Source organism: Streptomyces sp. CBMA152, from assembly GCF_014596475.1.
In the GTDB taxonomy this organism is placed as follows: domain Bacteria; phylum Actinomycetota; class Actinomycetes; order Streptomycetales; family Streptomycetaceae; genus Streptomyces.
The window spans coordinates 42,160-62,071 of the sequence record NZ_MECJ01000016.1; the positions used below are offsets into that span (position 1 = coordinate 42,160).

Genomic DNA, 19,912 nt, shown 5'->3' on the forward strand with positions numbered 1-19,912 from the left:
CGTCTCCTAGGTCTGATGTATCGATTGGGCCTGATGTATCGATTGGCAACAGCCAGTGTATGGGGGTCACACGCCCTGGCTGACCGAGCTCATGTTGAAGTCCGGCACCCGCAGGGCGGGCATCGCGGTCCGGGTGAACCAGTCGCTCCACTCCCTCGGCAGGGTCTTCTCGGTCCGCCCCGCCTCGGTGGCCCGCGACAGCAGGTCCACCGGCGACTCGTTGAACCGGAAGTTGTTGACCGCGCCGACCACCTCGCCGTTCTCCACGAGATAGACGCCGTCCCGGGTGAGCCCGGTGAGCAGCAGCGTCGCCGGGTCGACCTCGCGGATGTACCAGAGGCAGGTCAGCAGCAGGCCGCGTTCGGTGGCGGCGACCATCTCCTCCAGCGAGCGCTCGCCACCGCCGTCCAGGACCAGGTTGCCGATCGAGGGCGTGACGGGCAACCGAGTAAGCCCCGCGCTGTGCCGGGTGGTGATCAGCCGCTCCAGCCTGCCGTCCCGCATCCAGTCGGTGGGGGTCAGCGGCAGACCGTTGTCGAAGACGGAGGCGTCGTCGCCCGAGGCGTGGGCCAGCTGGAACGGCGCGGACTCCAGGCCCGGCTCGTTCGGGTCGCTGCGCAGCGTCAGCGGCAGCCGGGCCAGCTTCTCGCCGAGCCGGGTGCCGCCGCCGGGCTTGGAGAAGACGGTGCGGCCCTCGGCGGCGTCGCGCGCGTTGGACGACCACAGCTGGTAGATCAGCAGGTCGGCGACGGCGGTGGGCGGCAGCAGCGTCTCGTACCGCCCGGCGGGCAGATCGATTCGGCGCTCGGCCCAGCCGAGCCGGACGGCCAGCTCCTCGTCGAGCGCGCCCGGGTCGACGTCCTTGAAGTCCCGCGTCGCGCGCCCGGCCCACGCGGAGCGGGTGCGGTCCGGCGACTTGGCGTTGACTTCGAGCGTGCCCGTCGGCTGGTCGTGGCGCAGCCGCAGGCCCGTCGACGTACCCAGGTACGACGTGGTCATCTCGTGGTGCGCGAACCCGTACAGCTCCCGCCCGCCCGCGCGGGCGCGGGCGAAGGCCTCGCCGAGCGCCGGGGCGAACGCGGCGAAGACCGCCGAGGACGTCTCGGCGGGCGCCTCGGTGAAGTCGGCCGCCACCGGCACCCCGTCGATCAGCGGCTGGGCGTCCTCGGCGGGACCGGCCCCGCGCGCGGCCGCCTCCGCGGCCCGTACCAGCGGCTCCAGGTCGTCGGCGGTGACGGCGGACCGCGACACCACACCGGACGCCGTGCCCTCGGCCCCGTCGACGGTCGCGATCACGGTGAGGGTGCGCCCGCGCGTCACGCCGTTGGTGGTCAGCGCGTTCCCGGCCCAGCGCAGATTGGCGGAGGAGTGCTCATCGGCGATGACGACGCACCCGTCGGCGGTGGACAGCGAGAGCGCCCGCTCGACGATCTCGTGCGGCTTGACGGTCGTACGAGAGCTCATCGCCCGGCCTCCTGCGTGGTGTTGAGAATGTTGACGCCCCGGAACAGGGCCGACGGGCAGCCGTGGGAGACCGCCGCCACCTGGCCCGGCTGGGCCTTGCCGCAGTTGAAGGCGCCGCCCAGGACGTACGTCTGAGGGCCGCCGACCTTCTCCATCGAGCCCCAGAAGTCGGTGGTGGTCGCCTGATAGGCGACATCGCGCAACTGGCCCGCCAGTCGGCCGTTCTCGATACGGAAGAACCGCTGGCCGGTGAACTGGAAGTTGTAGCGCTGCATGTCGATCGACCACGAGCGGTCGCCGACCACATAGATCCCGCGCTCCACGCCCCCGATCAGGTCCTCGGTCGAGAGCCCGCCCGGGTCCGGCTGGAGCGAGACGTTCGCCATGCGCTGGACGGGGACGTGCCCGGGGGAGTCCGCGAAGGCGCAGCCGTTGGAGCGGCCCAGGCCCGTCAACTTCGCGATGCGGCGGTCGAGTTGGTACCCGACGAGCGTGCCGTCCTTCACCAGGTCCCAGCTCTGCGCCGCAACGCCCTCGTCGTCGTATCCGATGGTCGCGAGGCCGTGCTCGGCGGTGCGGTCGCCCGTCACGTTCATGATCGAGGAGCCGTACGCCAGCTTGCCCAGCTGGTCGAAGGTGGCGAACGAGGTGCCCGCGTACGCCGCCTCGTAACCCAGCGCCCGGTCCAGCTCGGTGGCGTGGCCGATCGACTCGTGGATGGTCAGCCACAGGTTCGACGGGTCCACGACCAGGTCGTACGTGCCCGCCTCGACACTCGGCGCCCGCATCTTCTCGGCCAGCAGCGCCGGGATCTGCTCCAGCTCGGCGTCCCAGTCCCAGCCGGTGCCGGTCAGGTACTCCCAGCCGCGCCCGACCGGCGGCGCGATCGTCCGCATCGAGTCGAACTCGCCGGTCTTGCCGTCCACGGCGACCGCCGTGAGCTGCGGGTGCAGGCGGACGCGCTGCTGGGTGGTGACGGTGCCCGCCGTGTCCGCGTAGAACTTGTTCTCGTGGACGGTGAGCAGCGAGGCGTCCACATGCGCCACCCCGTCCGCCCGCAGCAGCCGCTCGCTCCAGTCGGCGAGCAGCGCGCTCTTCTCCTCGTCCGGTACGGAGAAGGGGTCGATCTCGTACGCGGAGATCCAGGTCTTCTCGGAGTGCACGGGCTCGTCCGCCAGCTCGACGCGCTCCTTCGAACCGGCGGCCGCGATCACCTGCGCCGACAGCTTCGCCATCGCGACGGCTTGGGAGGCGACCTTGGCGGCGGCGTCCATGGTGAGATCGACGCCGGAGGCGAACCCCCAGGCGCCGCCGTGCACCACCCGGACCGCGTAACCGAGGTCCGTCGTGTCGGACGACCCGGACGGTTTCGCGTCGCGCAGCCGCCAGGCCGCGCTGCGCACCCGCTCCAGACGGAAGTCGGCGTGGTCGGCGCCGAGCGCACGGGCCCGCGCGAGCGCGGCGTCGGCGAGGGCGCGCAGCGGCAGCGCCGTGAAGGCCGCGTCGAGGGAATGAGGCACGGATGTCTCCTGTCGTGTGAGACCGGTCGCCCCGATCATGTCGCGTTCGCGGGCCGTCTGCCTACGTCTTTCTGTAGGGACCCCACAGCGCATCTTCCACGCCACTGTCACAGGTCGATTCCCCGTACACGTGCAGGTACCGATAGTTTGCGGAAGTACGAAACCGCTATCGAAAGGGTGATCCGTTGAGCCGCTCGGTTCTCGTCACCGGAGGAAACCGGGGCATCGGCCTCGCCATCGCCCGCGCTTTCGCCGAATCCGGCGACAAGGTCGCGATCACGTACCGCACCGGCGAGCCGCCGGCGGCCCTCGCCGAGCTCGGCTGCCTGGCAGTCAAGTGCGACATCACCGACACCGAGCAGGTGGAGCAGGCCTACAAGCAGATCGAGGAGGCCCACGGGCCCGTCGAGGTGCTCGTCGCCAACGCCGGTGTCACCAAGGACCAGCTCCTCATGCGCATGTCCGAGGAGGACTTCACGTCCGTCCTCGACACCAACCTCACCGGCACCTTCCGGGTCGTCAAGCGTGCCAACCGCGGCATGCTGCGCGCCAAGAAGGGCCGTGTCGTCCTGATCTCGTCCGTCGTCGGTCTGATGGGCTCGCCCGGCCAGGCCAACTACGCGGCCTCCAAGGCCGGTCTCGTCGGGTTCGCCCGCTCCCTCGCGCGCGAGCTGGGCTCCCGCAACATCACTTTCAACGTCGTCGCACCCGGTTTCGTCGACACCGACATGACCAAGGTGCTCACCGACGAGCAGCGCACCTCGATCATCTCCGGGGTGCCGCTGGGCCGCTACGCGCAGCCCGAGGAGATCGCCGCCGCGGTCCGCTTCCTCGCCTCGGACGACGCCTCGTACATCACTGGTGCCGTCATCCCGGTTGACGGCGGATTGGGCATGGGTCACTGATCACATGAGCGGAATTCTCGACGGCAAGCGCATCCTGATCACGGGTGTGCTGATGGAGTCGTCCATCGCCTTCCACGCCGCCAAGCTGGCTCAGGAGCAGGGCGCCGAGGTCATCCTGACCGCGTTCCCGCGCCCGACCCTGACCGAGCGCATCGCCAAGAAGCTCCCCAAGCCCGCCAAGGTCATCGAGCTCGACGTGACCAACCAGGAGCACCTGGACCGGCTCGCGGGCCTGGTCAAGGAGGAGCTCGGCAGCCTCGACGGCGTCGTCCACTCCATCGGCTTCGCCCCGCAGGACGCCCTCGGCGGCAACTTCCTCAACACCCCCTTCGAGTCGGTCGCGACGGCCATGCACGTCTCGGCGTTCTCGCTGAAGTCGCTGGTCATGGCCTGCCGCCCGCTGATGAGCTCCGGCGGCGCGGTCGTCGGTCTGACCTTCGACGCGCAGTTCGCCTGGCCGCAGTACGACTGGATGGGCCCGGCGAAGGCCGCCCTGGAGGCCACCTCCCGCTACCTCGCCCGTGACCTGGGCAAGGAGGGCATCCGCTGCAATCTGGTCTCGGCGGGCCCGATCGGCTCCATGGCCGCGAAGTCCATCCCGGGCTTCTCGGACCTGGCGGCGGTGTGGGACACCCGCTCCCCGCTGGACTGGAACATGGCCGACCCCGAGCCGACCGGCCGCGCCATCGTGGCCCTGCTCTCGGACTGGTTCCCGAAGACGACGGGCGAGATCGTCCACGTCGACGGCGGCGTGCACATGATCGGCGCGTAAGCGCTTCGCTTGGAGTGCGGTGATTCGGCTGCGGACCGTTCGTGGCTGGTCGCGCCCACGCGGCGGAGCCGCAAATGTCACAGCCCCGCGCCCCTTATAGGGCGCTGCCTGATCGGCTCGTACGTACGGCCGTCCTCCTCCGCCTCGTGCGGATGGAGGGCGGCCGTCGTGCGTGTCCGGCTCCTTCCCCGCAGACTGAGCGAAGCGGACATGTCCGGCATTCGGTCGGGGAGGAGGTGGGGCAGTGCGGCCCTTGCGGACAGCGCAGCGCCGAGCCGTCGCCCTGGTGGCGCTGCTCGCCGCGATCCCGGCCTCGTTCGCACTCCCAACGGTCGTACGGGCCGCCACCGCTCCCGACGAGCCCGCGCAGGCAGCGCCGCCCGAGCCCTTCGGGGCCGACTGCCGCACCTCGGTCCTGGGCTCGCACGTCATCGCGTACTGCCACAACCCGTATCCGGACACCGACCGGGTGCGGCTGCACACCCAGTGCGTGCGCTGGTGGGACATCGCCGCGGACGCGGCGCCGGTCGCGGTCGCCCCGGCGCAGACCGTGCGGCTCACGGACCGCTGCTGGAAAGAGGTGCGGGCGGTGTGGGTCACCCACGAGAAGCCGAGTCCCCGGTCGACCGGGACCCTGACGCCCCGGCCCCGGCGGGCCCCCGTCGTGATGGAGGAGCCGGAGCTCGCGGAGGACTGAGGAAACGCGCGCCCTAGAGGCGCTGGTTCAGGCAGAAGAACGCGTGGCCCGCCGCCTCCGTCGCCGCCGTGTCCGCGTCGCCCGCGCGGATCGCCTCGACCAGGCGCGCGTGGTCCATGTGGTTCTCCGGCCGCAGCTCCCGGCCGACGTCGTCGCGCAGCCAGTCGCGCAGGAGGTCGCCGAGGTCCGCGTACAGCTCGGTCAGTACGTCGTTGTGCGAGGCCGCCACGATCGCCAGGTGCAGGGTGGCGTCGGCGGCGACGAACGCCTCCGCGTCGCCCGACGACCAGGCCTCCTCGCGCCGCGCGAGCGCCGCGTCCAGCTGGGCCAGATCGCGCGGGGTGCGCCGCTCGGCGGCCAGCCGGGCCGCCGAGGACTCCAGCGTGGAGCGCAGCTCGGCCACATGGCGGGGGTCGGCGGTCGCGAACCGCCGGTGCATCACACCCGCCAGCTCGCTGGTCGCGACGACGTACGTGCCGGAGCCCTGCCGGATGTCGAGCAGCCCGTTGTGCGCGAGCGCGCGGACCGCCTCGCGGACCGTGTTGCGCGCGACCCCCAGCTGTTCGACCAGCTCGGGCTCGGTGGGGATGCGCGATCCCACCGGCCACTCGCCCGAGGTGATCTGGTTGCGCAGCTGCGCGATCACCTGGTCGGCGAGGGGAGAGCGCCGCGGAGAGCTCAGCGTCATGCCGCTCCTTGTGTTCGGTGGCCGTCCAAAGCGATTGGACAACCAATCATCCCATGATTCTATGATGGCGTCATGGCCGACGACGAGACCCGCACCCTGAGCCCCGCGCCGGGCACCATGACCGACGACTCCATTGAAGCCCCCACGGGCGTGAACCCGGACGGCACGGGCCCGCGTACGGATGGCCCGCGTACGGACGCCCGGGCGGCGTGGACCACGCGGCTCGTGCTCGTCGGCCTCGTCCTCGCCGCGATCAACCTCCGCCCGGCCATCACCAGCCTCGGCGCGCTCTTCGAGGAGGTGCGCGACGGGCTGCACATGAACGGCAGCGTCGCCGGTGTCCTCACCTCCGTGCCCCCGCTCTGCTTCGCCGTCTTCGGCATCATGGCGCCGCGCCTGGCCCGCCGCTTCGGCCCGGCCGTGGTCGTCTGCGCGGGCATGGTCGCGATAGCCGCCGGTCTGCTGCTCCGCCCGTTCGCGGGCGGCACTCCCGGCTTCCTCGCCGCCAGCGCGCTCGCCCTGATGGGCATCGCGGTCAGCAACGTGCTGATGCCGGTGATCGTCAAGCGGTACTTCCCGGACCGGGTCGGCCAGATGACCGGCCTGTACTCGATGGCCCTCGCCCTCGGCACCGCGCTCGCCGCCGCCGCGACCGTGCCCATGACCGACGTCCTGGGCGGCAGTTGGCGCACCGGCCTGAGCATGTGGGCGCTGCTCGCCGTCGTCGCCGTACTGCCGTGGCTGCTGCTCGTGCGCGACCCGTCGGGGCGCCAGGACCGGCAGACGGCCGCGCGGACGCAGGCCGAGGAGGGCCCCGCCTTCCGGATCACCCGCAGCCGTACCGCCTGGGCGCTCGCCTGCTTCTTCGGCCTCCAGGCCACCGCCGCGTACATCACGATGGGCTGGATGCCGCAGATCTTCCGGGACGCCGGGGTGTCCGCCGGGACCGCGGGCGTCCTGCTGGCGGTGACGATGGTGATGGGCGTCCCGCTGGCGTTCGTCATCCCGCGCGTCGCCACCCGGATGCGGAACCAGGGCCCGATCGTCGCCGTCCTCGGCGCCTGCGGACTCGCCGGTTACGCGGGCCTCTACTTCGCCCCGGCCGCAGGCGCCTGGGCCTGGGCGCTGCTGCTCGGCATCTCCAACTGCGCCTTCCCGCTGGCCCTCACGATGATCGGCATGCGCTCGCGGACCGGTACGGGCGTGGTCCGCCTCTCCGCCTTCGCGCAGTCCACCGGCTATCTGATCTCGATCCCCGGCCCCACCCTCGTCGGCGCCCTCTACGACCGCACCGGCGGCTGGGGCCTGCCGATCGCGCTGATGGCGGGCCTGATGGTGCCGCAGATCGTGGTCGGTTCGCTGGCGGGCCGGGACCGGACGGTGGAGGACGAAGCGGGAATGCGAGACTGAGCGCATGCCTGTGCTCGAACCGAATCCCCAGAACGGTCAGAAGAAGCTGCTCATCGTGCTCGGCGCGATGCTGGCGATCACGGCGGTCATCGCCGTCATCGCCACCCTCGCCTCACCCTGACCCCCGCCCGCCCCCTGGTTGCCCCACCCCTCCCGAGCAGCCCCGCACGGCCTTCGTCACCCCTCCTGAGCTGGGACGACGTAGCCGGTGGTGGTGCTGGCCCCCCTGACCCCTAGGGGGGAAAGCCCCGGGGTAAGTGGGTGGGTCACCGGATGGGCGGAGGACGCCGTGATCCGTAGGTTCGACGTACGTCAGCGACCCGACGTACGTCACCTTTTCGGATTTACGGAGGCGGCCATGCCGGCCACGAACAACCGGTCCACCCACCCGGCCACCGCCGACGCCGACTTCAGGCTCCCGTGGTGGGCGGTGGCCCTGCCGACGGTCGCGTTCGTCCTCCTGCTCGTGCTCATCACGGGCTCGCACGAGGCCGACGCCGCCTCCGGTGCCCCCGCTCTCAGCCACCTCGTGGACCGCGTCCAGCACGCCCTGTCCCGCTGAACGCCCTTGTCAACCCGGGCGGGAGAGCTCCCCGACAGCCTGCGCCCGATGGCGTGATTCATGCGAAGCTGGGGGACATGAGCGTCGACACACCCCGCAGGATCGTCCTCCTCCGGCACGCCAAGGCCGACTGGCCCCAGGTGTCCGACCACGACCGGCCGCTCGCCGACCGCGGCCGTACGGACGCCACCGTGGCCGGGCGCCGGCTCGCGGACACCAAGATCGAATTCGATCTGACTCTCTGTTCGACCGCGGTCCGGACTCGCGAGACCTGGAAGCTGGCCGTGCACGAACTGCCGCACCGCCCCAGGACCGTGTACGAGGAGCGGCTGTACGAGGCCTCGCTCGGCGAGCTGCTCGCCCTCCTCAACGAGACCCCGGACGACGTGAACGACCTGCTTCTGGTCGGCCACAACCCCGGGATGCACGCGCTCGCGGACGCGCTGGCCGACCGCGCCGAGGGCGATGTGATGGTGCGGATGAACCGGAGCGGCTTCCCCACCGCCGCCTTCGCGGTCGTCGCCTTCACCGGCTCCTGGAAGTCGGTCGAGCACGGCGTCGGCACCCTGACGGACTTCTGGGCGCCGCACGACTGAGGCAGCACCCGTGTCACGCGGTACGACAGAAGGCCCCGGCGCGGACGCTGCCGGGGCCTTCTGTCGTCCGCGCGTCAGTGGGGCTCGTCAACGAACCCGTCGGCGGTCTCGACCTCCTCGCGGGTGATCCCGAGGAGATAGAGGACGGCGTCCAGGAACGGTACGTTCACGGCCGTGTGGGCGGCCCGGCGGACCACCGGCTTGGCGTTGAACGCGACGCCGAGACCGGCCGCGTTGAGCATGTCGAGATCGTTGGCGCCGTCGCCGATCGCCACCGTCTGGTCGAGCGGTACGCCCGCCTCGGCCGCGAACTCGCGCAGCAGCCGGGCCTTCCCGGCCCGGTCGACGACCGCTCCGGTGACACGTCCGGTGAGCTTGCCGTCGACGATCTCCAGGGTGTTGGCGGAGGCGAAGTCGAGGCCGAGGCGTTCCCGCAGATCATCGGTGACCTGGGTGAACCCGCCCGAGACGACGCCCACTTGGTAGCCGAGCCGCTTGAGCGTACGGATCAGGGTGCGCGCGCCCGGAGTGAGCCGCACCTCGGCGCGGACCTTGTCCACGACGGAGGCGTCGAGCCCGGCGAGCAGCGCCACGCGCGCGTGCAGCGACTGCTCGAAGTCGAGCTCGCCGCGCATCGCCTGGGCGGTGACCTCGGCGACCTTGTCCTCGCAGCCGGCGTGCGCGGCGAACAGCTCGATGACCTCGTCCTGGATGAGCGTGGAGTCCACGTCCATCACGACGAGCCGCTGGGCGCGGCGGTGCAGCCCGGCCGAGACGACGGCCACATCGACGCCGAGGGCCGCGGCCTCGATGGCGAGCGCGGTGCGCAGGGGTCCGGTCTCGGCGCCGGAGACGGCGAACTCGACCGCCGTGACGGGGTACTTGGCGAGCCGGAAGATACGGTCGATGTTGCCGCCGGTGGCGGTGATCCGGGCCGCTATGGCGGCTGTGGACTCGGCGGTGAGCGGGTGGCCGAGCACGGTGACGTGCGAACGCCCGCTGCCGCGCGGCCGGTTGTCGCCGATGCCGGAGATGATCTCGGCCTGGAGCTTCAGCGAGTCCGCCCAGCTGTGCACGGTGGCCCGCAGCTCGCCCGCCGTGCTCACGGTCGGCTCGGTGACGAGCGCGCACAGGGTGATACGGCCACGGGTGACGACCTGCTCGATGTCGACGACGTCGACGGAGTAGGCGGCGAGCGTGTCGAAGAGTCCTGCGGTGATCCCGGGCCGGTCCTTGCCGAAGATCTTGACGAGGAGGGTGGGGACGTCGGCGCCGGCCGAGGGGGCGGGGGTGTCCGCGCCGGGTGCCGCACCGAGGGGCGCGTCAGGGTTCTGACCAGCGGGGCGAGGGGGCTGTGATGCGCTCATGGTGATCCCACCGTATAGGCCCGGCGCGCGCCCCCGACGGCCTGTCCCGCCCACCGGACAGCGTGTCACCGCCCGGCGGCAAATCGACAGCGGACCGCTACCTGGTGGTCACTTTGAGGTGATCTCCCGGTCGCCGGGCGCGGCGCCGAGCCTGTCGGCGGGCCCGGCGGCCGCATGATCACCCCTGCCTCCCCGCCCCCGGCGGTGGTGGAGGCGGCGGCGGTTTCTCCTGCGGCTTCGGCGGGCGCTGCCGGGGCCGGGAGCGCTGCGGCGGGGGAGTCAGCGGTCCCACCACCGTCGGCGCCCCGTGCACCCCCTGCTCGGGCGCGCGCAGATACGGATTGGTCTCGTCGTGCGAGGGCCGGTACACCGGCGACGGGGTGTAGGGCCCGGGCCGCCGGTACACCTCGTCCGCACTCGGTCCCGCAGCGGCCGGGACCGGCTCGGCGGCGGGCCCGGCCACCCGTCGCCCCGCCGCCCCCACCGCGTACGCGAGCAGCGCCCCGGCCCCGCCCGCGGCCGCGCCCCACGCCGCGCCCAGCACCAGGGCGAGACCCGCGCTCCCGTGCAGCGCGATGTCCGCGCCGAACGCGTCGAAGCCGAGCACGGAGAGCGAGGCGTCGGCGGAGACACCCGTCAGCCACACGAGCAGCGGCAGGGCGAGCGCGGTCACCGCCGCGAGCGCCAGCGCGCACCGCCCCGCGAACGCCCCCAGCGAAAGCCCGCGCACCGGCGTACGTGATGCCGCGAGCACCCCCGCGTACAGCATCATCACGCCCAGCGCGACGGCCAACAGATAGACGCGGCCGTCCAGTTCGGCCAGGCGGCCCAGGCTCACCCGCTGGTCGGTCTTGACGCCCAGCAGCTTGTTCAACGGGTCGGGCAGCACCTTCAGCAGGGCGCCGCTCGCGTGCCCGCTCCACGGCACGAGCAGGCCGAGGGGGATCGCCAGCCACACCCCGTTCGGCGCGCCGAGCAGCGCGGCGCCCGCGATCCGCTTGGGGTGGCCGTCGCCGATGAGGGCGTACGCGGCCGCCGCGAGGCCCGCGAGCACCGCCACCAGAAGCACCGCGACCAGCGCGGAGGCCGCAGGCCGTACGGTCCGGTGCGCCCACTCCCAGCCGCGCGGCAGCGGGGTGCGCCGGGACGCGAGCAGTGTGATCAGCACCACGCCGAGCACCCACAACACCGCTCCGGCCAGCGAGTGCGCCGTGTCCACGGTGAACCCGACCCGCGCCTTGGCGTCGGCGAGCTTGCCGAGCTGACCCGGCAGCAGCCCGCCGATGTCCCCCAGGTCGCCGAGCCCGGGGATGGACACCCCGCCGGTCCCCGGCACCTTCGCCTTGTCGAGCCCGAGCGCTCCGCCGTCGAAGGTGATGAGGTCGTGCCCGGCCCAGGCGAGCCCGGCGACCACACCGACGAACAGCACCGCCACCCCGCCGACCCGCGCGGCCAGTTCGGCCCCGGGCAGCGGTGCGCCCGCCGCCCGCAGCGAGCGCAGGAAGAAGAAGGCGAGCAGCAGCGCGCCCGCGAGCGAGACCCCCAGTGGCGTGATGTCGACGGCCGTCCTCGCCTCGGCACCGGTCAGCCCGAACGCCGAGACGTCCCCGGACGGGGTGACGGAACCGCCCGCGCCGAGCACCACCACGGCAGCGGTCATCGGACCCAACGCGCCCGCCGCGTCCGCGCCGAGCAGATGCAGGCCGAGGGCCGCCACGCCCGCCATGCCGACCAGCGCCCAGCTGACCGAGGCGACCGACGCGAGCAGCACATCGCCCCAGGGCAGGCGCCCGGAGGTCCCACGGGCCTCCTTCGCCCCGGGGGTCGCGAGCGCTCCGGAATTCCTCTGTGCGCCCCTGTCGCCCATGCTCATCAGGCCCCCCGGGATTTGCTCCGACTTGCCCCATTCGCGCATGATCCGTACGCAGTCATGGGTGGTTACCACTGTCCGGGGGCGTTTCTCCCAAGTCAACGGCGCGTTCGGGCACGGCTGTTGCGGGACTGCTACACGTCTGTGCACGTAATTCACAAGGGCCGGGTTTCGGATACGAGCCCGGGCCTGAAATAGTTCCCCCCGATGTTCGCCATCCCTAGACTCCTCGTATCGGGGGATTGCTCGGGGGACAACAAGTGGGGCATGGAGTGCCGGAACTCGTACTGGAATTGAATGGCAGGACCTGGACGCTCGACGCGTCCCGGTCGTACACCCTCGGACGTGATCCGCAGGGCGACCTGGTCGTCGACGACGCCAGGGTCTCGTGGCGGCACGCCACGATCAGCTGGGGCGGCCGGAGTTGGGTCATCGAGGACCACGGCAGCACCAACGGCACCTATGTGCAGGGCCAGCGGATCCATCAGATGGAGATCGGGCCCGGCTCCTCGGTGCATCTGGGCAACGCGACGGACGGCCCGCGGCTGAATCTCACTGGTGCCGCGGCGGCCGCCGCGCCCGCCGGTGCCGGTGCGTACGCGCAGCCCGCCGCCGCGGCCCAGCAGGCGCCGCAGCAGGCTCCGCCGCAGCAGCAGCCCCAGCACGGCGGCCAGGGCTGGGCGCCTCAGCAGCCCCAGCAGGCGGCCCAGCAGCAGGCACCCCAGCAGGCGTGGCAGCAGCAGGCCCCGCCCCAGCAGCCGCACGTCCCGCAGCAGCAGGGCCCCGGCCAGGACGCGGGCGCGCCGCCGGTCTACGGCGACCGCAGCCCCACCACGTTCCACCAGATGGCGCTCGGCCGGGTGATGCGGATCGGCCGTGCGCTGGAGAACGAGCTGGTCGTCTCCGACCTCCAGGTCTCGCGCCACCACGCCGAGTTCCACGCGACCCCCGACGGCCGGATGGAGATCCGCGACCTCGGGTCCCACAACGGCACGTACGTCAACGGTATGCCGGTCGCCAAGGGCGGCACCGCGGTGCTCGGCCCCAACGACATCGTCGGCGTCGGCCACTCGACGTTCCGTATCGTCGGCGACCGCCTTGAGGAGTTCGTCGACACCGGTGACGTCTCCTTCTCCGCCCGCCACCTCACGGTGACGGTCGACGGCGGCAAGGACATCCTCAAGGACGTCTCCTTCGGCGTCCCCGAGAAGTCGCTCATCGCGGTCATCGGCCCCTCGGGCTCCGGCAAGTCCACCCTGCTCAAGGCGCTCACCGGCTACCGGCCCGCCAACCAGGGCGACGTCCTCTACGACAACCGGAACCTGTACAAGCAGTTCGCCGAGCTGCGCCAGCGCATCGGTCTGGTCCCGCAGGACGACATCCTGCACAAGGAGCTGACCGTCAAGAAGGCGCTGAAGTACGCGGCCAAGCTGCGCTTCCCCGCCGACACCAGCGAGGCCGAGCGCAACCAGCGCATCGACGAGGTCCTCGGCGAGCTCAAGCTGGACATCCACAAGGAGAAGAAGGTCACCTCCCTCTCCGGTGGCCAGCGCAAGCGCGTCTCGGTCGCCCTGGAGCTGCTGACCAAGCCGTCGCTGATCTTCCTGGACGAGCCGACCTCCGGCCTCGACCCGGGCATGGACCGCGATGTCATGCAGCTGCTGCGCGGGCTCGCCGACGACGGCCGCACGGTCCTCGTCGTCACCCACTCGGTGGCCGAGCTCGCGATCTGCGACAAGCTCCTGGTGATGGCGCCGGGCGGCTCGGTGGCGTACTTCGGTCCGCCCGAGGAGGCGCTCAACTTCTTCGGCTACGGATCCTGGGCGGATGTCTTCTCGGCCTTCGAGAACTACCGCGACTACGACTGGGCGGGCCGCTGGAAGGGCTCGCAGCACTACCAGATGTACGCCGCGGACATCGACGCCGTCGCCGCCCAGTCGGTGCAGATGCCGGCGCCGAACCAGATCCGCCCGCCCAAGCCGCAGGGCTGGGGCTCCCAGCTGTGGACCCTGATGCGGCGCTACACGTCGGTCATCGCCTCCGACAAGGGCTTCCTGGGCCTGATGGTGATCCTGCCGGCCGTCCTCGGCTCGGTCAGCGTGGTCATCCCGGCGAAGTTCGGCCTCGGCGCGCCGACCCCGCCCTTCAGGTTCAACAGCGACGCCGGCACGATCATGCTGATCCTCGCGGTCGGCATGTGCTTCTCCGGCGCCGCCAACTCCGTACGAGAACTGATCAAGGAACGGGTCATCTACGAACGGGAGCGGGCCACCGGCCTCTCCCGCTCGGCGTACCTGATGTCCAAGGTCATCGTGCTCGGCGTGATCACCGCCATCCAGGGCGTCATCATCTGCGGCATCGGCTTCTCCACCCGGGACCTCCCCAAGGAGGGCCTGATCATGCCGCCGGCCGTCGAGATCTGCCTGGTGGTCATCGCGCTCGGCTTCACCTCGATGATGTTCGGCCTGGTCATCTCCTCGCTGGTGAAGACCGCCGAGAAGACCATGCCGCTGCTCGTCATGTTCGCGATCGTGCAGGTCGTGTTCACCGGCATCCTCTTCAAGGTCTTCGGCTCGATCGGCCTGGAGCAGGTCGCCTGGCTGATGCCGTCCCGCTGGGCCATCGCGGGCGCGGGTACGACCCTGGACCTCTCGCATCTGATGCCGCCGTGGGACCAGAACCACCCCAACGACCTGGACCCGCTGTGGAAGCACTCGGCGAGCCAGTGGGGGATCAACATCACCGTGCTGATCGTCCTCGGCGTCCTCTGCGGCTTCGTGGTCGCGCGCCTGCTGCGCCGCCATGAGCCGGAGGTCATGCGGAAGTAATGACCGCGCATACGACGAGAGGGCGGCACCCCACCCGGGGTGCCGCCCTCTCGTCGTATGCCGTCGGCGTCGCTCAGCGCGCGATCAGTAGGCGCCGTTGACGTTGTCGATCGAGCCGTACGTCTTCGCCGCGTAGTTGGCCGCGGCGGTGATGTTGGCGACCGGGTCGTAGATGTTGCTCGACGTGCCGGGCACGTGGAAGGCGTTGAACGTCGGCTGGATGACCTGGAGCAGGCCGATCGACGGGGTGCCGTTGACGGCGTTGATGTCCCAGCCGTTGATGGCGTTCGGGTTGCCGGTCGACTCCCGCATGATGTTGCGGTACAGACCGTTGTACGAACCCGGGATGCCCTTTTCCTTCATGATGTCCAGGGACTGGTGGATCCAGCCGTCCAGGTTGTTCGCGTAGACCGGCTTGCGGGCGGCGGCGCGGCTCGCGGCGGCGTCCGCCTCGCGCTTCTTCGCCTCGGCCTCGGCCTTGGCCTTCGCGTCGGCCGCGGCCTGCGCCTTGGCCAGCTTGACGGCGGTGACCTGCTGCTTGGTGATGCTCTCGGCGACGTTCTTCGCGTTGGCACCGGCGGCGGTCACGGAGAAGGAGGCCGGCTCGGCGGCCACTGCGGTACCCGACTCGCCGCTGCCCGGCAGGACCGAGAAGGCGAGGGCGGCGGCACCGAGGGCGGCGACGCCGGCAAGCGAGATCTTGTGCGTCTTGTTCAGACGACTGTGACCAGGGTTGCTGGACTCGGGCATGGCTGTTGGACCTCTTCCGAATGACGGGGACGGCACACGAAAGCGCCGCGGCGTGGAGCCGCAGCGCTGTGCGACGGGAGCCATTCTTAGCGGCCGCAAAATCCCGTGGCAAAGGTGTGACGTACGAAGCCGGATAGTGGATCGGGGGCGGGGAAAACCTGCCTCCCGCCCCCGCTCGCCCCGCTCACAGCGTCTTTATTCGTCCACTACGCTGCTTCGTAAGTGATGTGCGTCCTATGCCCGGGCTCACATCGGTCATGTATCAGTTTCACCATCCGTTGCAAGAGCAATTCGGTGAGTGACGGTTGTCGTCCGGAAGTATGAGGTGGACGTCGCCGAACTCGTGCCAGAGGTAGAGCCCGGCCAGCGCCTCGGCGTACGCGGCGCCGATCGCCGCCCTTCCCGCGATCGCCTCCAGCATCAGCAGATGCGAGGCCTCCGGCTCGTGCAGCCCGGTCAGCAGCCCGTCCACCACGCGTACCCCGCGCCCGGGCGTGACCACCAGATCCGTCCACCCCGACGCGGCCCGCACCACCCCGTCCGGCCCGGCCGCCGATTCGAGGGCCCGTACGGCGGTGGTGCCCACGGCCACGATCCGCCCGCCGCCCGCCCTGGCCGCGTTCACCAGCCACGCCGTGGCCTGCGAGACCTCGAAGCGCTCCGGATAGGGCGGCTCGTGCGCCTCCGCCGAGGCCACCCCCGTATGCAGCGTGATCGGCGCGAACTGCACACCCCGCCGCACCAGCTCCGCGACCAGCTCCACCGTGAAGGGCCGCGCCGCGCTCGGCATCTCCGCCGAGCCCGCCCCGTCCGCAGTCGGCAGTGCGAAGACCGTCTGGTACGCGGAGAGCGGCTGGTCGCCCGCGGTGTAGGAGTACCGGATGGGCCGCCCGTACTGCCGCAGCAGTCCCGGCACGTCCGAGGTGTCCGTACGCGCCCACCACAGCCGGTCCCCGTCCGCGCTCAGCGCCTCCTCCAGGACGAGCCGGTGCCCGCCCGGCAGCGCCACCGCCGTCCACGCGCGCGTACCGGTGCGTCGGCGGGTGCTGCCCGAGGGCTCCGGCGTACGCAGCTCGACCGCCCAGCGCCCGTCCGGGCCCAACGTCGAGAAGTGCACCACCACCGGCTCACCGTCCGCCGTGCCGTCCACGGCCGACGGCATGGTGGCCGACGTGTTGACCACGAGTACGTCCCCGGCCCGCAGCTGCCCGGCCAGCTCCCGGAACGCGTGGTGCGTGACCTTCGTGCCCCGCGACACCAGCAGCCGTACGTCGTCCCGTCCGGAGCCGCGCACCTCGGCGGGCACCGAGGCCAGCAGTTCCTCGGGCACCTGGACGGCGATGTCGGTCGTCATCATTCCCCCGCCACCAGAGCCGGGGCCGCATACCGCCCGCTGGCCGGACGCTCGTCCAGGAGCCGCAGGAAGCCGGGCACCACGGACGCGGGCTCGGGCCGCCCGTCCTCGTCCCCGGGCACGGCGGCCCGGTACAGATCGGTCGCCATGTCGCCCGGATCCACCGCCCACACCCGCAGCCCCGGCTCCTCCACCGCGAGCACCGCCGCCAGCTGGTCGAGTGCCGCCTTCGACGCCCCGTAACCACCCCACGTCTCATACGCCTCGGCGGCCGCGTCCGAACTGACCGCGATCACCGCGCCCGCGGGCGAGCGCCGCAGCAGCTCCAGCGACTCCTGGACGAGACCCAGCGCCGCCACCACATTGGTCTCAAGCGCCGCCCGGAACCCGTCCAGCGGCTGTTTCTCAAGCGGTACGAGCGGCTCGGCGCCCAGCGCGCTCGCGTTGTGCACCAGCAGATCGAGCCCGCCGAGCTCCTCGGCCGCCGCCACCAGGGCGCGGCGGTGGGCGGCGTCGGTCACGTCCCCCGCGAGCGGGACGACCTTGCTGCCGTGCGCGTCGAGCCCGTCGGCGCTCTCCTTCAGTACGGACGCGGTCCTGGCGTCCAGCACGAGATCCCAGCCCCGCGCGGCCAGTGCCCGCGCCAGTGCCCGGCCCAGCCCCTTCGAAGCCCCGGTGATGATCGCTACCGGCATGATGTCCGTCCCCTCGGCGAGTGCCCGTTCGTCTGTGCCCGTCGTCTTCTCCCGTCGGCGGACCGGGCTCCTTGCGCCGACAACCTCAGCGTCACTCCCCGTACGCCCCGTCCGCCTCAGCCGACCGCCCCAGCCGATCAAGGCACTTCGACCTAGTCCCCGGGACCCACCCCACGGCCGTCCACAGGCGGATACGCACCGTCACACCCCGCGGGTACGGTGATCCCATGAGTCACCGACCGAGCTCCGGCCTCGCCGCCGTGAGCACCGCGCTCCTCGCGATGAGCAGGCATCTTGAGGTCCGCGACGTCCTCAAGACGATCGTCGCGTCGGCCCGCGAGCTGCTCGACGCCGAGTACGCGGCGCTCGGTGTCCCCGACGACCACGGCGGCTTCGCCCAGTTCGTGGTCGACGGCGTCAGCGACGAGCAGTGGAAGGCGATCGGCCCGCTGCCGCGCCAGCACGGCATCCTCGCGGCGATGCTGCACGAGGAGAAGCCCGAGCGGATCGCCGATGTGCGCAAGGACCCGCGCTTCGGCGGCTGGCCGGCCGCGCACCCCGACATGTCCGACTTCCTGGGCGCGCCGATCCGCGACGGCGAGGAGACGCTGGGCACCCTCTTCCTCGCCAACAAGCGCTGCCCCAAGCCCGACGGCGGCTGCGGCTTCACCGAGGACGACGCCGAACTGCTGGGCATCCTCGCCCAGCACGCGGCGATCGCGCTGACCAACGCCCGTCTTTACGAGCGCAGCCGCGAGCTCACCATCACCGAGGAGCGCACGCGCCTGGCGCACGAGCTGCACGACGCGGTCAGCCAGAAGCTGTTCTCCCTGCGGCTCACCGCCCAGGCCGCCGCCGCACTTATCGACCGCGACCCGGCCCGCGCCAAGGGCGAGCTCCAGCAGGTGGCCGTGCTCGCCGCCGAGGCCGCCGACGAGCTGCGTGCGGCCGTCGTCGAGCTGCGCCCGGCCGCCCTGGAGGAGGACGGCCTGGTCAACACCCTGCGCACCCAGATCCAGGTGCTCGACCGCGCCCACAGCGCACAGGTCACCTTCGAGAACTGCGGGGTGCGGGCGCTGCCGCCCGCCCAGGAGGAGGCGCTGCTCCGCGTCGCCCAGGAAGCCCTGCACAACGCCCTGCGCCACTCGCAGGCACAGCACGTCTCCGTCGTCCTGGTACGGCGCGGCCAGGGCGCGGCCCTGCGGGTCGTCGACGACGGCCAGGGATTCGAGCCCCGCGCGGTCCGCCGGGCCGGCCGCCACCTCGGCCTGGTGTCGATGCGGCACCGGGCGAGCGGCGTCGGCGGCCGGCTCATCGTGAAATCGGCACCCGGCGAGGGCGCCACGATCGAGATGGAGGTGCCAGGTGGCTGACAGCATCAAAGTGCTCCTGGTCGACGACCACCAGGTGGTCCGTCGCGGACTGCGTACGTTCCTGGAGGTCCAGGACGACATCGAGGTCGTCGGCGAGGCCGCCGACGGCGCCGAGGGGGTCGCGCGGGCCGAGGAGCTGAAGCCCGACGTCGTCCTGATGGACGTGAAGATGCCCGGCATGGACGGCATCGAGGCGCTGCGCAAGCTGCGCACGCTCGCCAACCCGGCGAAGGTCCTGATCGTCACCAGCTTCACCGAGCAGCGCACGGTGGTGCCCGCGCTGCGGGCGGGCGCGGCGGGCTATGTGTACAAGGACGTCGACCCGGAGGCGCTGGCCGGGGCGATCCGCTCGGTGCACGCGGGCCATGTGCTGCTCCAGCCCGAGGTCGCGGGCGCGCTGCTCTCCCAGGATGACGCGGGCACCGGCCAGGGCCGGGGCACCTCGCTGACCGAGCGCGAGCGCGAGGTCCTCGGCCTGATCGCGGACGGCCGCTCCAACCGCGAGATCGCCCGGGCGCTCGTCCTCTCCGAGAAGACCGTCAAGACGCATGTCTCCAACATCCTGATGAAGCTCGACCTCGCGGACCGCACCCAGGCGGCGCTGTGGGCGGTACGGCACGGGGCGGCGGGGTAGGGCCTGGTCGGGGGCCGTGCGGCCGACAATCCGTAAATACGGATCGTCATGCTCCGGTGAGAGATTCATACCGTCGGGTGGATGTCACCCGTCCGGCGCATCCCCTTCGTACGTCAGGCGTTCTTCATGGCGTGCTGCGGCGCTCGCCGCAGCGAGACCAGGAGGAACCTGAAGTGAAGAACCTGAAGAAGGCCGCCGCCATCACCATGGTCGCCGGTGGACTCATGGCCGCCAGTGCCGGCGCGGCCTCCGCGCACGGAGCGGACGCCCACGGCGAGGCCAAGAACTCCCCGGGCGTGGTCTCCGGCAACCTGATCCAGGCCCCGGTCGACGTCCCGGTCAACGTCTGCGGCAACACGATCAACGTCGTCGGGCTGCTGAACCCGGCGTTCGGGAACGAGTGCGAGAACAGCTGACTGCGGCGCGG

General features: G+C 71.5%; 18 protein-coding genes and 1 pseudogene. 11 read left to right on the top strand and 8 right to left on the bottom strand.

The window, feature by feature from the left end; translation table 11 throughout:
* Window positions 1-66 precede the first annotated feature (66 nt).
* Window positions 67-1,464: a metallopeptidase TldD-related protein gene (locus tag BG418_RS16015; RefSeq protein WP_188274554.1), complete on the bottom strand. Its 1,398-nt coding sequence runs from the start codon at window positions 1,462-1,464 to the stop codon at window positions 67-69.
* Window positions 1,461-2,984, bottom strand: a complete 1,524-nt coding sequence (locus BG418_RS16020; protein WP_188274555.1) for a TldD/PmbA family protein — start codon at window positions 2,982-2,984, stop codon at window positions 1,461-1,463. The genes BG418_RS16015 and BG418_RS16020 overlap by 4 nt, the downstream gene beginning before the upstream one ends.
* 185 nt (window positions 2,985-3,169) lie before the next feature.
* Here BG418_RS16020 and fabG point away from each other — a divergent pair, with 185 nt between their 5' ends.
* From fabG to BG418_RS16035, 3 genes and pseudogenes are all read left to right on the top strand, one after another.
* Complete coding sequence (fabG, locus tag BG418_RS16025; protein ID WP_188274556.1) at window positions 3,170-3,889, top strand: 3-oxoacyl-[acyl-carrier-protein] reductase; 720 nt, start codon at window positions 3,170-3,172, stop codon at window positions 3,887-3,889.
* A 4-nt stretch (window positions 3,890-3,893) separates the two neighbouring features.
* Window positions 3,894-4,661 carry an enoyl-ACP reductase FabI gene (gene fabI / locus BG418_RS16030; protein WP_188274557.1) on the top strand — a complete coding sequence of 256 codons (768 nt, stop codon included), beginning with the start codon at window positions 3,894-3,896 and terminating at the stop codon, window positions 4,659-4,661.
* 253 nt (window positions 4,662-4,914) lie between these two features.
* Window positions 4,915-5,277 (top strand): annotated as a pseudogene (locus BG418_RS16035) (hypothetical protein); the annotation flags it as partial.
* Window positions 5,278-5,371: 94 nt separating this feature from the next.
* On the opposite strand, the gene BG418_RS16040 reads toward BG418_RS16035, so the two are convergent.
* Entirely contained in the window at window positions 5,372-6,046 is a 675-nt protein-coding gene (locus BG418_RS16040; protein WP_188274558.1) for a FadR/GntR family transcriptional regulator, read from the bottom strand.
* Window positions 6,047-6,118: 72 nt separating this feature from the next.
* Between BG418_RS16040 and BG418_RS16045 the strand changes: the two genes are divergently transcribed.
* From BG418_RS16045 to BG418_RS16055, 4 genes are all read left to right on the top strand, one after another.
* Window positions 6,119-7,456, top strand: a complete 1,338-nt coding sequence (locus tag BG418_RS16045; RefSeq protein ID WP_188274559.1) for an MFS transporter — start codon at window positions 6,119-6,121, stop codon at window positions 7,454-7,456.
* A gap of 4 nt (window positions 7,457-7,460) precedes the next feature.
* Window positions 7,461-7,577 carry an SGM_5486 family transporter-associated protein gene (locus BG418_RS40540; protein WP_262928591.1) on the top strand — a complete coding sequence of 39 codons (117 nt, stop codon included), beginning with the start codon at window positions 7,461-7,463 and terminating at the stop codon, window positions 7,575-7,577.
* A gap of 237 nt (window positions 7,578-7,814) precedes the next feature.
* Window positions 7,815-8,018 carry a hypothetical protein gene (locus BG418_RS16050; RefSeq protein ID WP_188274560.1) on the top strand — a complete coding sequence of 68 codons (204 nt, stop codon included), beginning with the start codon at window positions 7,815-7,817 and terminating at the stop codon, window positions 8,016-8,018.
* Between the two features lie 77 nt (window positions 8,019-8,095).
* Complete coding sequence (locus BG418_RS16055; protein WP_188274561.1) at window positions 8,096-8,614, top strand: histidine phosphatase family protein; 519 nt, start codon at window positions 8,096-8,098, stop codon at window positions 8,612-8,614.
* 74 nt (window positions 8,615-8,688) lie between these two features.
* Here the strand turns inward: BG418_RS16055 and serB are convergent, their stop codons facing one another.
* Window positions 8,689-9,981, bottom strand: coding sequence for a phosphoserine phosphatase SerB (serB, locus tag BG418_RS16060; RefSeq protein WP_188274562.1), 1,293 nt, complete (start codon window positions 9,979-9,981; stop codon window positions 8,689-8,691).
* A gap of 178 nt (window positions 9,982-10,159) precedes the next feature.
* Window positions 10,160-11,854: a streptophobe family protein gene (locus BG418_RS16065; protein WP_223184913.1), complete on the bottom strand. Its 1,695-nt coding sequence runs from the start codon at window positions 11,852-11,854 to the stop codon at window positions 10,160-10,162.
* Window positions 11,855-12,111: 257 nt separating this feature from the next.
* Between BG418_RS16065 and BG418_RS16070 the strand changes: the two genes are divergently transcribed.
* Entirely contained in the window at window positions 12,112-14,679 is a 2,568-nt protein-coding gene (locus BG418_RS16070) for an FHA domain-containing protein (RefSeq protein ID WP_188274563.1), read from the top strand.
* A gap of 84 nt (window positions 14,680-14,763) precedes the next feature.
* On the opposite strand, the gene BG418_RS16075 is transcribed toward BG418_RS16070, so the two are convergent.
* The 3 genes from BG418_RS16075 to BG418_RS16085 all read right to left on the bottom strand — a co-directional run bounded on the left by BG418_RS16075 (window position 14,764) and on the right by BG418_RS16085 (window position 17,478).
* The gene (locus BG418_RS16075) at window positions 14,764-15,429 is read right to left on the bottom strand and encodes a transglycosylase SLT domain-containing protein (protein ID WP_188274564.1); all 666 of its coding nucleotides are present in this window, start codon (window positions 15,427-15,429) and stop codon (window positions 14,764-14,766) included.
* A gap of 268 nt (window positions 15,430-15,697) precedes the next feature.
* On the bottom strand, window positions 15,698-16,786 hold the full coding sequence (locus tag BG418_RS16080; RefSeq protein ID WP_398998999.1) for an S-adenosylmethionine:tRNA ribosyltransferase-isomerase: 1,089 nt from the start codon (window positions 16,784-16,786) through the stop codon (window positions 15,698-15,700).
* Window positions 16,783-17,478 carry an SDR family oxidoreductase gene (locus BG418_RS16085; RefSeq protein ID WP_188274565.1) on the bottom strand — a complete coding sequence of 232 codons (696 nt, stop codon included), beginning with the start codon at window positions 17,476-17,478 and terminating at the stop codon, window positions 16,783-16,785. The genes BG418_RS16080 and BG418_RS16085 overlap by 4 nt, the downstream gene beginning before the upstream one ends.
* Window positions 17,479-17,705: 227 nt before the next feature.
* Here BG418_RS16085 and BG418_RS16090 point away from each other — a divergent pair, with 227 nt between their 5' ends.
* From BG418_RS16090 to BG418_RS16100, 3 genes are all read left to right on the top strand, one after another.
* Window positions 17,706-18,851 (top strand): GAF domain-containing sensor histidine kinase, encoded by a 1,146-nt coding sequence (locus BG418_RS16090; protein ID WP_188274566.1) that lies wholly within the window; start codon window positions 17,706-17,708, stop codon window positions 18,849-18,851.
* Window positions 18,844-19,485 (top strand): response regulator, encoded by a 642-nt coding sequence (locus BG418_RS16095; protein ID WP_188274567.1) that lies wholly within the window; start codon window positions 18,844-18,846, stop codon window positions 19,483-19,485. The genes BG418_RS16090 and BG418_RS16095 overlap by 8 nt, the downstream gene beginning before the upstream one ends.
* Window positions 19,486-19,658: 173 nt before the next feature.
* Complete coding sequence (locus BG418_RS16100; RefSeq protein WP_188274568.1) at window positions 19,659-19,901, top strand: chaplin; 243 nt, start codon at window positions 19,659-19,661, stop codon at window positions 19,899-19,901.
* Window positions 19,902-19,912 lie beyond the last annotated feature (11 nt).